Genomic DNA, 13,076 nt, shown 5'->3' with positions numbered 1-13,076 from the left:
CAACGCGGCGAAAAAAAAACGCGGAAACCCGCGCGGTCGGATCGGATCCGTTTTCAAAGCGTAAAGAAAAATCTTTTGAACTTCTTAAAAAGATTCTTTTTCCGAAAACCGCCGAACAAAATAAACGCGAATCGCCCGAACTATCCGCGCAAAACGGGAAAGTATCTTTTTCTTTTCCTCTCTGAATTTCCCCGCTCGGAAAGGCGCTCGGACGCGCTCCGATTTTCGCGCTTTTCCACCGCGAAAATTTTTTTCCGACGGTCTCAAACGGCAAAATGCCTGTTACGCTTTCGTTACGCGTAAGAGAAAAATTTTTCATTTAGTCGGAAAACTCGAAGCATTTCGAGCTTTCTCTTTTTTACGGCGGGTAAGCGCGGCGGCGCGGCGGCGCGAGCGCGCTTTAATTTTTTTCCTATTTTTTGAAAAATAGGGTATTGCAATTACGATTACAATCGTGTAAAATATATATAAGTTGCCCAACTTAGCGAGGACGGCAACGAATCTTTTAAGGAGGAACACTATGAAGAAAATTTTACTGATTGTTGCTGTTGTGGTATGCGTAGCGGTCGCAGGAACGGCTCTCGCTCTTACCCAATTCAACAGCGCAACGCCCGTATCCGGAACTTTGACCGCCGATACGTATCTCGCCTTGAACTGGGGTGAGTGCACCACCGGCGACCTCGTTCTCGAAGAAGGCGTCTACACGACCTACACGATCGCGTACACCGTAACGAAATCCACGAACGCGCCCGCCGGCACTTTGACGCTGTCGATCGCCAACAGTGCGCCGAAATCGGTGGAATACGTAAACGTTGCTTTGTTTACGGATTCGAACTGCACGACGCCGTTGAAGCTGAACGCCACGACGCACGCCATCGATGCGGAAGGAACCGCAGTGACCCAAAACGGGCAAGGCACCATCACTATTAACGGATTGACCGCGGACGGAACGATCTACGCGCGCTTCGGCTTATCGAGCGGCGCCACCGTCTCCGAAGTCGGCGGTTCGATGACGCTGGTCCTTGCGGAGCAAGCGTAAGGAGGTGAGACGATATGAAAAAGACTTTACTCGTAACTGTTATCGCAATCGTCCTCGTCCTTTCGATCGCAGGCACCTGCTTCGCGCTCTATAAGACGACTCCTTCCAACAAGACCGTCAACATCTCCGCCACCGAAGGCGAAGCATGCAATTTGGCGATCGGAACCAGCGCTTCCCTCGACTTCTCGGGCATCAGCCCCGCTGAGGGACACACTTCCAAAACCGTCGACGTTACCCTTTCCATCTCGAACGCGGCCCTCGCGGACGGCGTCCACGGCATCTTCAAGGTCGCGAAGGCCGGTGATTTGGCGGCTTATATCGACGTCACCGTGAACGAGATCCCGTCCGTCGGCGGAACTCTCGGCAGTGCGGCGAATGACGCCACGACGGCGCAAGGCTTGGATATCGCGCTCAGCGCGACTCCCAAGTATTATCGCATTACGATGGCGCTCAGCGCCGCGGCGATCGCGGACTTCTCCCTCGCGGCGGAAAAGACCGGCACCCTCACCGTCACTTGGGCGGTCAACAATGAATCCGTATTTACCTTTGATCCGACCGCATACTATGTTGTTGGAACGATCAACGGAGTCACCTCTTGGACGCCGAATGAAAGCAGCGTAAAGATGAGCTCGACTGGTGTACAAAATGGAGATTTGGCGACCGTAACCCATACTTTCGCTGTTGGTGACACCTTCAAAGTCGTTAGCGGCGAACCCTTGGTATGGCACGATTTCTGGTCTGGTGCAACCGAAAACTTCTCGAATAGTGGCGGACAAATCACCATTAATACGGCTGGTACCTACAAGATTGATGTCAACCACGAAGGTCACCCCTACATTTCCTACATCGAATAAAATCGCTATCAACTTCACCCCGCGCGGAAAATCCGTGCGGGGTCCCCTTTCGGGGAAACCGTCCTCGCCTCGTTGGTACGCGAAACTATGAAACAAATTTCTCAGAATCCAACGCAGAAAAAACAGAATAAAGGACTCCGCGTTGCCAAGATCATTGGCAATATTATTTTTTATATTTTGATCCTCGCGGTCATCGCCGTCGGGATCATCGGAATCGTCGGAAAACTCACGGGAAAAGAGAATGCGTTCGGGATGTTCGGCGCGAATTATTTCGTCGTCGTGACCCCGAGTATGGCGCACGTCAATCCCGATTATAAAGACTTCCTCGCAGGTCACGACGACCGCATTCAGGTGGGCGACCTCATCATCACCCGCCGCATTAAAAAGGACGAAAAACTGCACCTTTATGACGTCGTTACGTTTACCGAGATCAAAGACGGGCAAAAACGGACGATCGTGCATCGTGTGGTTCAAATAGAAACGGGCGCGGACGGAAACGTCTGGTACACGACCCGAGGCGACTCGAATAACGTCACGGACGGAAAACGGACGATCGACGAATTTTCGGGCATTTTGACGAAAAACGCCGGGCAAGGCTGGGGCGATTTCGTTAAATTCATTCAAAGCTATTACGGCATCGCCGCCGTGGCGGGCATTGTCGCCGTCATCCTGATCACGGTCCTTATAAACGACTCGATCACGAAAAAGGAAAACGCAAAGAAAGCAGGCGGCAAAACGGAAGAAGAAAAGAAGATCGACGAGCTCTTCGGCGATTGGAACTACGATTCCGAAGAGAGCGACGAGGACAGCGACGACCTCGACAGCGACGACCTCGACAGCGACGACGACCTCGACAGCGACGATTCGGACGGCTCCGATTTCGACTGATCCCTGCCCCTTCGTCATCCCGAGAGACGTTCGTCATCCCGAGAGACGTTCGTCATCCTGAGCGGAGCGAAGCGAAGTCGAAGGATCCCCCCCTTCCGTCATCCCGAGCCACGAGCAATGCGAGTGTGTCGAAGGATCCCCTAATGCGAAGCAGTCCTTCCTTTCCGTCATCCTGAGCGGAGTCGAAGGATCCCCTAAGGCACAGCAGTCCTTCCCCCTCGTCATCCTGAGCGAAGTCGAAGGATCCCCTAATGCGAAGCAGCACGCCCAAAGCGGTTGAGATGTTTCGACACGCCTTCGGCGGCTCAACATGACAAAAAGAAGAGGACGCACAGGCATAACCTAATGTCATTTCGACCGAAACGAAGTGAAGCGGAGAAATCGCCGAATACCGATATTTGATGATCGGATCGGCTTGACGAATCAAAAAGGAGAAATATGCAAACGAACCGTATCACGAAAATTGCATTATTCCTCGCAGCCCTACTGGTCTGCACGACGTTCGTAGGCGGCGCATTCGCCGCTTATTCCGTTCGTCCGTCCGCAAAAGTCGTTGCGATTTCCGCATCTTCCGCGGCTTGGGACGGCGTTTTGAGCGTCAACACCGCGGGCGTCTCTTGGTTTGAATCGGACGATTGCCGCGCAAATATCTTCATCACCTATTCCGATTCTTCGACGAACGCCCCCTACCCCGGGGCGGCGATGACGCGGACGGCGGCGAATTCTTACACCGTTCAGACGAACGCCGCCAAGACGATTTCCAAAGTCGTCGTCATCCGAATGAATGCCGCGGGAACCTATATGTACAACAAGACGGGCGAAATCACCTCGATCCCCTCGAATCACTCGATCGCCCTTTCGAGCGGCGATCTCACCGAGATCCCCGCGGACGAGAGAACGCCCTATTACGCGCTCACCGTTCGGATCAACGTCGGTTGGTTCGATTCTTCGGTCGCGGACGCCTGCGTCTACGTTTGGTACGAGGGCGGCGCCGCCGCGGCTACCTACGATATGGTGAAGACCGAGGCGGGTAGCGACACCTACACGGTAAATTGGAGCGCCGTTAATTCCGGAAAGACGGTCGCGGGCTTTATGTTCCTGCGCGTCAAAAAGAGCGATCACGCGACGATTTGGAATAAGTCGCAGGATTACGCGCCCTCGGATATTCCCTCTTCGCGCGCGATCTCGGTCTACGACCTGTATAATTGGTAAACCGACCGAACCACCATCCATTCGCATTCGCAAGCCCCGCATTTCGAACCTCGCGGGGCTTGCTTTTTTTTGACTACGTTATTATAATAGTATCAACGCGACGCGCGCCTCGCCGCCATAAGGCGGCGAAAGATCAAAATCGACCGATCAAAGCGGCGTGACGTCATTCGGGATAAAACGTATGAAATTCGAAACCATAGAGTTAAAAGATCAATACCCTTTCCTTTCGGGCGGCTACCTGCGGATCCTCGCAATAGATTGCCCGTTTGGGATCAAAGAAGGCTGGGCGCGTCCAATGGTCATCGTCGTCCCCGGCGGCGCGTATTGGGGCGTCGCGAAGCGCGAAGCCGAGCCGATCGCCGCGGACTTTTTCGCCAAAGGCTATCAAGTTGCGATCTTGAATTATCTTTGCCGAGAGCAAGGCGCGGCTTATCCCGAGCAACTTTTCGAGCTTGCGTCCTCGATCGATTTCATCCGCAAAAACGCGAAGCGGCTGAACGTAAACCCGAAAGAGATCTTTGCCGTCGGTTTTTCGGCGGGCGGTCACCTCGTCGCGGATTATTCGAGCGAATTTCCATCGTTGAGCGAGCGCGCGGGCGTTCTGCTCGATTGCGCCGTTACCGCGGTCGGGCTTTCTTACCCCGTGATCGACGATCACGACGAATCTTTCGAAAATCTCCTATTCTCTTATGAAAGCGCGGAAAAAGAGCGTCTCAAAGGCGTTTTGAAGGCGCAAAACCTCATCTCGAAGCAGACGCCGCCGACCTTCCTCTGGACGACGGCAACGGATAATCTCGTCCCCGCCGCGAACAGTTTGCGCTATGCCCTCGCCCTCGCCGAGCACGGCGTTCCCTACGAGATCCACGTCTATCCGAAAGGCGGCCACGGGATGTCCGACGGTTCGCTCGAACTGAACGAGAACGCCGAAGCCGCGACCGTTCTCTCCGCTTGGACGAAGGATATGGCGCGGTTTTTCCGCTCGTACTGCGAAGAGAAATTTTAAGGGCTCGGGACCCCTTCGATCCGAAAACGAAACGCACGAAACGATATGAAAACGGTTTTGAACTTGGGAACGTTCTACGCAAACGCCTATTTGATCGAAATAAAGGACGGTTGGCTGCTCGTCGACTCGGGCTATTCTTTCGATTACGGGCGTTTTATTCGAAAAGCGAAGCGAAACGGGATCGAATTATCCTCGATCCGCTACGTCGTCCTAACGCACGTTCACGCCGATCACGCGGGCTTTCTGAAAAAGATCCTTGCGGACACGGGCGCGACGCTCCTTTACTTACCTGCCGAAAAAGAGCGGCTTTTGTTGGGGAAAAACGAACAAAACGTTTTCATTTCGCGCAAAAGCACGTTCTTACTGAATCGCATCTCTGCGGCGACCCCGCGTTTTCAGACGTTCGACCCGCCGAGCGTCGAGGGTGCGATCGACGCCGAAACGCAGCCGCTTGCGGAAGAAGGCGTCCGCTTTTTCGTCCTGCACGGTCACACCGATAACGATCTCTGCTTCACGGTGGACGATAAGATCTTCGTCGGCGATATTTGTATGAACGGCGCGGGCGCGACGGGCTACTCCCCTCTTTGGATCGAAGATAACGAAAAGCTCACGGAGAGTTGGAGGCGGCTGCTCGCGACGGACGGCAAGTTATTATACCCCGGGCACGGAAACCCCTTTCCCAAATCCGAACTCGCGAAATTCGTCGATAGACAAGCGAAGCGAAAACTTTGCAAACTTTTCAAATAATATGCTAAACTATAACGGAATTCGGGTTCTATATCCCGATTTCGAGGAGGATGCGCCGAATGAAATGCACGTATGATTACGAACGAGAACTTTTCCGACAGATCAAGCCGTCTATGAGTTACGACGGCGGCGATTTGAAAACGTGGCAAAAAGCGGCGCGCGAAAAGCTGCGGGAACTCATCGGGACCGATCGGATGCAGACGGCGGCGCTTGGTCTTTCCGTCGAATGGGAGAAGAAGCAAACGGGCTACACGGAGACCCGATTCACCATCCAAACCGAACCCGGCTATTACGTTCCGGCGCATCTGTTGCTTCCCGACGGAGTCAAGAAGCCTCCTCTGATCATCTGCCTGCAAGGGCATTCCCCCGGCATGTATATTTCCCTCGGCATCGTCAAGCAGGAAAAGGACGCGCTTTCGATCAAAAACGGAAACCGCGATTTTTGCATTCGCGCCGTCCGAGAAGGATTCGCCGCGATCTGCATGGAACAGCGTTCGTTCGGAGAACTGAAAAACCCGAATAAAGAGCTTGACGCTTGCTTGGAACCCGCGATGACCGCGCTTTTAATGGGGCGGACGACGATCGGCGAACGCGTTTGGGACGTCTGTCAGATGATCGACGCGGTCGAGACCTATTTTTCGGACAAGGTGGACGCGAACGCGATCTGCCTGACGGGCAACTCCGGAGGCGGAACGGCAACCGCATACGCCGCCGCGCTTGAAGACAGGATCAAACTCGCGATGCCCTCTTGCGCCGTCTGCACCTTTAAGGATTCGATCGGCGCGATGCACCACTGCTCCTGCAATTACGTTCCGCGCATCGGCTTATACTTCGATATGGGCGACCTCATCGCGATGGCTTGCCCCAAATTCTACGTCCAAGTCAACGGCGCGGAAGACAAGATCTTCCCGCTCGCGGGCGCGAAAGCCTGCTTCGAGCAAGGCAAACGCGCCTACGATTTTTTGGGCTTCGGCGACCGCTTGACGCACGTCATCGGCGAAGAAGGTCACCGCTTCTATGCGGATAAAGCATGGCGCGCCGTTCACGCGCTTATGGGGCGCTGACCCACCGCGAATCAATAAAAAAAACGAATCAAAGAAATAGGAAAATCGAATGCAGGAATCGTTTCCTGCATTTTTTTTGCGGAGCGGTAGTAACCAAAATCGAATTTTGAAAACTCGGTGTCACGAAATTACCTGTTTCGAAAAATGATATGGTATAATGTAATTGAAGGTTGAAGAAATGCCGGAGTTTCTCCAACCTTTTGTATTATAGAAAGGAGGAGAATATGGAATTATCGCAAGCAAATGATTATGTAAAAAAGATGCTTTCTTGCGAATGGGTAAAATGGATCCATCCGGGATCAATGCCCGCAAAGACAGCGGCAGAAAGAAAGAATTATGCTGAAAACCCTGCTGTAAATACAAGACACTGTGCAAGTTGTCTTAATATGAACGGATGTTGTTTTGTTAAAGGGAATTGTCCTGAGAATCCATTGCACGAACATTGCCATTGTTACTATGAAGAAGTTGGGGGGCTAAACGTTCAGACCCGAAGCGCAATAGAAAAGTATACAAAATACGTGTTTAACCAAGGCAAAGATAAAGGAAAAAAAACGTTATTTGAAGAATGGGGATTTTCGATCATTAATGCCGAGACGTTAAAGAAAGAGATTGACAGGCAAGCACAAATAGCATTTCAATGCGGAGAGTATGTTTTGGGAAAAAGAGATGGGTATGGACAAAGGATCAATATTGTGATACACTTAAAAACAAAGGACACAGGAGAAACTGTGTCTTTCGTGAGCGGATGGATGGCATACCCCGACGGCGAATTGGTTTTGGCTACGCCATACGGAGGTAAAAAATGAAAGAACTGGATAGAGTAAAACTAATAAAAGAAAGGACAGAATACAGAGAAGCCGGAGTTGAAGTAGGAGATAAAGGGACGATTATGGGCGAAGAACGTAATGGCTACGTCCTCGTGTATTTTGATGGTGAGATTTATCAAGATAAAGACGGGATATATTGCACGACGGAGAAAGATGTCGGCGTTCGGGTCGAAGACTTAAAGGTGATTCCCGATAACGAATAATTAAATAGGAAAACAAAAACGAACCTCAAGTAAACCCGGGGGTTCGTTTTTGTCGCTAATGGCGGAGAGATAAGGCTCGACGCGTTAAGAAAACGCCACAGTGCGGCGTTTTTAGCCAAAGCGCGCGAAGGATCTACGATCCGAGCGTTTGAACTATGCGGACAATATAAAAGAAAGAAACTTGATGAACACGGACAACAGTTGGCGATCCCCGTCTCGCTAAGCTCAAAGACGTTCTATTCGGGATGGATGCTGCGACCCGAGGGTGAGATCGTACTTATTACCCCTTTCGGAGGATGGATAAAATGAAAAAAGCTGATTTGATAAGGATAAACAACGAAAAGCTCAAGGCGGAACCGGGACTTCAGAAAGATACGCACGGGATAGTGCTGAAGGTCTTTGCGCATACTGCCGAAGTTTTGTTCTTTCATCCGAAGATTCTGGGCGAGTATATTATCAGAGAATTAGAGCAGAGTGACTTGATCGTTGAAAGCGAACAATTGCCCGAAGAGATTAAAAAAGAGATCTTTTCGGATTTAGAAAAGGTCTATGCCAATGCAAAAACTATTTTGGATACTCTACCATTCTCGATCGGTGATCGGGTGCAATTGATCGTCGAAAGAGAGTGCTACGCTAAGTTCGGCATACACAAGGCTGCGGTCGGATGTGTTGTGGATGACAGCGTTGTTTCGGGGAAGGTGGAAGTGGATTTCTATGAGCCGAAAGAAGCTGCGGCTTACGATAGTGCAGTCGCAGTCAAAACGAGTGATTTAAGAATTGTTTAAAAAAGTTATCTAACAAAAACGAACCTCAAGTGATCCTTGGGGTTCGTTTTTGTATCTAATGGCGGAGAGATAGTAATCAAAATTGTATTTTGAAAACACGGTGTCACAAAATTACCTGTTTCGAAAAATGATATGGTATAATGTAATTGAAGGTTGAAGAAATGCCGGAGTTTCTCCAACCTTTTGCTTTTCGTGAGGGAGGTCTTGTATAATATGATTGAGTTTGAAAAAGCTCTTGGGAATTGGATCCAAGTGGTTGACGATAAAAATACGATAACACTGGATGATTACGGGTATGACACGGGCATCATCGAAGGAACTACCGAGAATCATTGTGTTAAATGTGTTGCCGTGAATCAATGTTGGTTTAAAAATGAGCATGGGAAGAAGCCTGAAACGATGAATTATTCTTTGGATAATATTGTTGACTGTTTGAGTAAAGGGCTTACCCTCGGATTGTATCATTCCAGATGCCACTGTAAGGAAATCCCAATACAGCCAAACGATATCTCGGAAATACAAATGATTGTTCCCATTGGGAAAACTCAGTATTTGTATGAATCGAAATCAGGATGGCTCGAGGCTATGGGATATCATAATGGGGAATATGATGCTTTTGTTAACGTCTTGTTGCAAAAAACGAAGGAGGCATATTTTTACGGGAAATATCTGATTCAAAATATCTCACGATATGGTTGTAAAATCAACATATTTGTCGATATCCCCGGGGCAAACGAAAAAGAAGGGAAAACCTACAAATTGAAAACGAATTACATGGTTTTGGTTTTCCCGAATGGAAAAATCAAAATGAATACACCGATTGGGGGGTGGCAGGAATGAAACTGTTGGATGAAGTTAAAGTAATTAACAATAATTACGAAAAGCAAGGAATAAAAATGGGTATGATCGGGACGATCATTGAAGCGGATATCCGTTGGGATAGTTTTTTTGTGAACTTTCAAGATCAAAGAGCATATGATAAAGACTTCATGAGTAAAGAGGAGAATATCTTTCAACTTAAAGATGACATATGCATCGGAATAAAAATCAAGGATCTTGAACTTGTAAAAGATAACCATTGTGATGATGAAACGATCAGAGATAGTTTGCCGGAAAAGCATAAGCACCAATGGTGCAAAGTTGAAGAGGGCTTTATCTTGAACTTAGAAGGAAAAAAGAAAAATAAAATCGCTTATGATTATAACAGCTAAAAAACGAACCTCAAGTGATCCTTTTGGCGGAGCGGTAGTAACGTAAAATGAATAATTAAGCTCGTTCAAAACCTTCCATTGCTTTTATTCGCACTTTTTCTAATACGTCGCACACGTTTGATAGTCGTTCATTATACAAGGCGCAAGCACCTTGATGATATACACACCTGAAGGTGTGATGATATGCCAAACCTTGCGGTTTGGATAAAAAAGAACCTAAATTGAAGCGTGTTCAATTTAGGTTCTTTTTGGCGGAGAGATAGGGATTTGCTCTTGTTTCGCAAAAGGCATAACGTTTTTGCTTGTAATTTGCCTTTTGCTCAACTTCGGTCAGCCGCTAAAAACGCGCCAAATCAAGGCGCCTTTTCTTAACGCTCTCGTTCAAATCCCTATCGTTAAGTTTGCATTAAAAAAGTCGGATAAACCCGACTTTTTCTAAACTGGCGGAGAGATAGGGATTCTCCTATATCCAATATGTTGTATTTGATATCATTATTTTAATACGACATATTGTGCTATTTGATATAATTGTCACAAAATTATCACAAACCGCAGTATGCAAGGAAGGCTTTTTGCTGTGCCTTTGAGAGCCCAATCCTGCGAATATAACTCTTTATGAGCTCGGCATAATCGTCCACCGAGTACCCGAGGTACGCGAGGATCAACGCCTTCTCTGCACGAGTGAGCGAGAGCTTGTTCAGCAGCTTCATCACCTCCGCCTTCTTCGTCCCGGCGATCGTGTTGCCCTTCTTGTCGACCTTTCCTTCGACGGCGGAGCACGCCGCGATCGACATAGCGAACTTGCTGACTGGCATCGTCTCGGCGAAGAGCATCTTCTTCGAGTTGCTCTCCTCGCCCACGGTCTCGCAGACGGCGCTCTCGTAGTAATAGTCGTAGATCCATTTGATAGACTTCGCCTGCACCTCTTCCGAGAGCTTGTTGAAATAGGACGCCTTTATCAAGTTTTCGACTTCCTTATTCGCGCCGCTGTAAGTGTCTTTGAAAGCCTTTTGACTCTTCGCGGAGAGCTTGATCGTCTCACCTTCGTAGGTAATGCTGTCGCGGACCGTCTTCGGGAGGACGGTATAGCCTTTCCCGTAAAGCTCGCGGAGCTTCTTATTTACGAGCGGCGACGTGGAGGTCATACCGTCGTCCTTCATCATAAGACCGACGATTGTCGATGCTTTGCCCTCGTCACCTTCCTCGATCGCCTTCTTCAGATCCTTTACATAGTTCTGCGCGTAGAAGAGAGAGTTCCACTTGTAAGCCTCGCTCTCGTCGAAGCGGTTCACGATGCCGAAAGTGAGACTGTAGAGGTTTCTTGTCGGGATCCCGAGGATCTGCCCGGACGCATAGATAAAGTCGCGGAGCGGTTTTGCATAGTCTCTCGCCTCGTGCGGTTCGTCGTCTCCGATCGTTCCGAGCAGCTCAACCGCGCCCTTCGCGCCTTTAACGAAGTCGTTGATCGTCGAAGTGACAGCCTCTTCTACCTCGTACCCGTTGAAAACGTTGTAGACCTCTTTCACGAGCGGGATCATACCGATCGAGGTGGATGCGAAATCTTTGAAGAAATCCTCGACCCATCCGATCTCCTCGCCGTCTTTGTCCTTGCGGTCTTTGTTGAGCAAGAACTTCACGAGCTGCCCCATGAGCGCATATATAAGGTTCGCCACCGTGACAGCCGTCGCCGCCTTGGCGAGACCTTTTCTCGCGGCGTTCATCTCTGCAGCGGAGACATTTTCGTGCAGGACGTTCTTCTTATAGCGCAAGGCACGCACGCGACCGATGGACTCGATCAAACGAGAGTATTGCTTCAACGGGACGGAGAAGAACATCGAGAGACTCTTCGCGATCTGATTGTCGCTCCGTTGCATTGCCGATCTTTCAGTTTGCGTATAGTTTGGCTGCGTAAGGCGTCCGACCTCTTCAAGAAGCACCCCCGCCTCTTCCATATTCGCCTCGGTGCCGAACTTGTATGCGGCATCTCCTTTATGCTTCGCCTCCACCTCGCATTGGCAGGCGTTCCACAAGAAGCCGATCGTCAGACGGTCCGTCCATTGTATCGGTTTCGTGAACACGTCGCCGACGGCGCCGATCTTGTCGAGGTTGCCTTCAGCGAGCACTACGCCGTGGTCACTATTACGCACGCGCGCCCACGCGCAATATTTATCCATATTATTAAGGTTGGGCTTGTGACCATACGCTCGCACCATCGCCGGAGCCGAGAGAACGCAAAACGACGTCGGGAAAGACGCCATCTGCGAGAGCACGACTTTAATATTCGCGCCGAGCTGGAACTTCGCAAAGTTACTTCTGATGCGATCCACGAAGTTATCCATTTGAGAGCGCGACTTCCCCATTCCTTGAACGTCGGCGAGCCAGTTTGTGAAATACCTGTCGAAGCCGTTCCACACCTTTTCGTTTATAGTGTTGCGGATAGACACGGAGCCGCCGCCCTTCACTTGCGACACGTTGCAGTTATAGACCTGCTGTATCGTCTTGATCGGCACGGCGAGCCCTGCGTATTGTCCGATCTGCTTCGCGTGGCGCTCCACCACGGACAAGATCGGGTGGACGTCGAGACGGAGCTTGTTTTCCGTCCTCGTCTTTGTGATCCCCATATTTTGCACGGAGGCGTTCGAGAGTGCCAGCATATAATTCTTGTCTATGCTCTCCGCCCTATCCTTTGAGTAACGAATGATCGGGAAGTAATCGCTATTCTCCAAAGTGATCGTCGAATAGCCTTTGAGCAGTTCGTCCGTTGCCTTCATATACTCGCCGCCCTTGTCGAAGAAAGCGCGGAGAGTCTTCACGAAATCCTTGTCAGCCTCGGAAAGCGCGCGTGCAAGCGCTTTGATGTCTTCGTCGGTCAATGTGCCGCAGTCCACCCAATAGCCCTTGCTGTCGGTATATCCCCATCCGCCCTCCTTGAGTCCGGGGATGGAGTGCTCTTGCACGGACAGCATATAGAGGGAGATCGCGACCTGCACGTTGATCTCGTGCCCGGCGACCGTGATCGTGTCGTTTGCGAGGCGCTTCTTGTAGTTCTTATGATCGCGCATAAACTCGTCGATCTTTGTGATGAGCTCCAAGCGAATAGCCCCCGCCTTCGTCTCGCCGTCAAGCACGTCACGGAAAGCCTGCATAAAGGCGCCCCCGTCCTCGTAACCGAACATAGAGAGGAACACCGCGCGAGGCTCCGACGTGTTGTACTGAAACTTCTTTATGAGCTCCGCGACGACG

At 50.2% G+C, this 13,076-nt stretch carries 13 protein-coding genes; 12 read left to right on the top strand and 1 reads right to left on the bottom strand.

Features of this window, described 5'->3' with window-relative positions; genetic code table 11:
- Positions 1-520: 520 nt before the first annotated feature.
- From K5753_01495 to K5753_01440, 12 genes are all read left to right on the top strand, one after another.
- Positions 521-1,039, top strand: coding sequence for a hypothetical protein (locus K5753_01495; GenBank protein MCR4725877.1), 519 nt, complete (start codon positions 521-523; stop codon positions 1,037-1,039).
- Positions 1,040-1,053: 14 nt separating this feature from the next.
- Complete coding sequence (locus K5753_01490) at positions 1,054-1,893, top strand: hypothetical protein (GenBank protein MCR4725876.1); 840 nt, start codon at positions 1,054-1,056, stop codon at positions 1,891-1,893.
- 87 nt (positions 1,894-1,980) lie between these two features.
- Entirely contained in the window at positions 1,981-2,781 is an 801-nt protein-coding gene (locus K5753_01485; protein ID MCR4725875.1) for a hypothetical protein, read from the top strand.
- A gap of 438 nt (positions 2,782-3,219) precedes the next feature.
- Positions 3,220-3,993 (top strand): hypothetical protein, encoded by a 774-nt coding sequence (locus K5753_01480; GenBank protein MCR4725874.1) that lies wholly within the window; start codon positions 3,220-3,222, stop codon positions 3,991-3,993.
- A gap of 181 nt (positions 3,994-4,174) precedes the next feature.
- Positions 4,175-4,996 (top strand): alpha/beta hydrolase, encoded by an 822-nt coding sequence (locus tag K5753_01475; protein ID MCR4725873.1) that lies wholly within the window; start codon positions 4,175-4,177, stop codon positions 4,994-4,996.
- 45 nt (positions 4,997-5,041) lie between these two features.
- Positions 5,042-5,743: an MBL fold metallo-hydrolase gene (locus K5753_01470; GenBank protein MCR4725872.1), complete on the top strand. Its 702-nt coding sequence runs from the start codon at positions 5,042-5,044 to the stop codon at positions 5,741-5,743.
- Positions 5,744-5,802: 59 nt separating this feature from the next.
- Positions 5,803-6,807 carry an alpha/beta hydrolase family protein gene (locus K5753_01465; GenBank protein ID MCR4725871.1) on the top strand — a complete coding sequence of 335 codons (1,005 nt, stop codon included), beginning with the start codon at positions 5,803-5,805 and terminating at the stop codon, positions 6,805-6,807.
- 224 nt (positions 6,808-7,031) lie between these two features.
- Positions 7,032-7,613 carry a hypothetical protein gene (locus K5753_01460; protein MCR4725870.1) on the top strand — a complete coding sequence of 194 codons (582 nt, stop codon included), beginning with the start codon at positions 7,032-7,034 and terminating at the stop codon, positions 7,611-7,613.
- On the top strand, positions 7,610-7,837 hold the full coding sequence (locus K5753_01455) for a hypothetical protein (protein MCR4725869.1): 228 nt from the start codon (positions 7,610-7,612) through the stop codon (positions 7,835-7,837). The genes K5753_01460 and K5753_01455 overlap by 4 nt, the downstream gene beginning before the upstream one ends.
- Positions 7,838-8,142: 305 nt before the next feature.
- Positions 8,143-8,622 (top strand): hypothetical protein, encoded by a 480-nt coding sequence (locus tag K5753_01450; GenBank protein ID MCR4725868.1) that lies wholly within the window; start codon positions 8,143-8,145, stop codon positions 8,620-8,622.
- Between the two features lie 213 nt (positions 8,623-8,835).
- Positions 8,836-9,462: a hypothetical protein gene (locus tag K5753_01445; GenBank protein MCR4725867.1), complete on the top strand. Its 627-nt coding sequence runs from the start codon at positions 8,836-8,838 to the stop codon at positions 9,460-9,462.
- Entirely contained in the window at positions 9,459-9,833 is a 375-nt protein-coding gene (locus K5753_01440) for a hypothetical protein (GenBank protein MCR4725866.1), read from the top strand. Before K5753_01445 ends, K5753_01440 begins: the two co-directional genes overlap by 4 nt.
- 542 nt (positions 9,834-10,375) lie before the next feature.
- Here K5753_01440 and K5753_01435 read toward each other — a convergent pair.
- On the bottom strand, positions 10,376-13,076 hold a 2,701-nt coding region (locus K5753_01435), incomplete at its 5' end, for a hypothetical protein (GenBank protein ID MCR4725865.1).

The sequence above is a fragment of the Clostridia bacterium genome (genome assembly GCA_024685775.1).
Classification (GTDB): domain Bacteria; phylum Bacillota; class Clostridia; order Christensenellales; family CAG-1252; genus CAG-1252.
This window is presented reverse-complemented; position numbering and strand designations above follow the sequence as displayed.

Bases quoted from the DNA above. Each gene is read 5' to 3' on its own strand.
- K5753_01495 (MCR4725877.1), top strand. From the start codon at position 521: ATGAAGAAAATTTTACTGATTGTTGCTGTTGTGGTATGCGTAGCGGTC.
- K5753_01490 (MCR4725876.1), top strand. From the start codon at position 1,054: ATGAAAAAGACTTTACTCGTAACTGTTATCGCAATCGTCCTCGTCCTT.
- K5753_01485 (MCR4725875.1), top strand. From the start codon at position 1,981: ATGAAACAAATTTCTCAGAATCCAACGCAGAAAAAACAGAATAAAGGA.
- K5753_01480 (MCR4725874.1), top strand. From the start codon at position 3,220: ATGCAAACGAACCGTATCACGAAAATTGCATTATTCCTCGCAGCCCTA.
- K5753_01475 (MCR4725873.1), top strand. From the start codon at position 4,175: ATGAAATTCGAAACCATAGAGTTAAAAGATCAATACCCTTTCCTTTCG.
- K5753_01470 (MCR4725872.1), top strand. From the start codon at position 5,042: ATGAAAACGGTTTTGAACTTGGGAACGTTCTACGCAAACGCCTATTTG.
- K5753_01465 (MCR4725871.1), top strand. From the start codon at position 5,803: ATGAAATGCACGTATGATTACGAACGAGAACTTTTCCGACAGATCAAG.
- K5753_01460 (MCR4725870.1), top strand. From the start codon at position 7,032: ATGGAATTATCGCAAGCAAATGATTATGTAAAAAAGATGCTTTCTTGC.
- K5753_01455 (MCR4725869.1), top strand. From the start codon at position 7,610: ATGAAAGAACTGGATAGAGTAAAACTAATAAAAGAAAGGACAGAATAC.
- K5753_01450 (MCR4725868.1), top strand. From the start codon at position 8,143: ATGAAAAAAGCTGATTTGATAAGGATAAACAACGAAAAGCTCAAGGCG.
- K5753_01445 (MCR4725867.1), top strand. From the start codon at position 8,836: ATGATTGAGTTTGAAAAAGCTCTTGGGAATTGGATCCAAGTGGTTGAC.
- K5753_01440 (MCR4725866.1), top strand. From the start codon at position 9,459: ATGAAACTGTTGGATGAAGTTAAAGTAATTAACAATAATTACGAAAAG.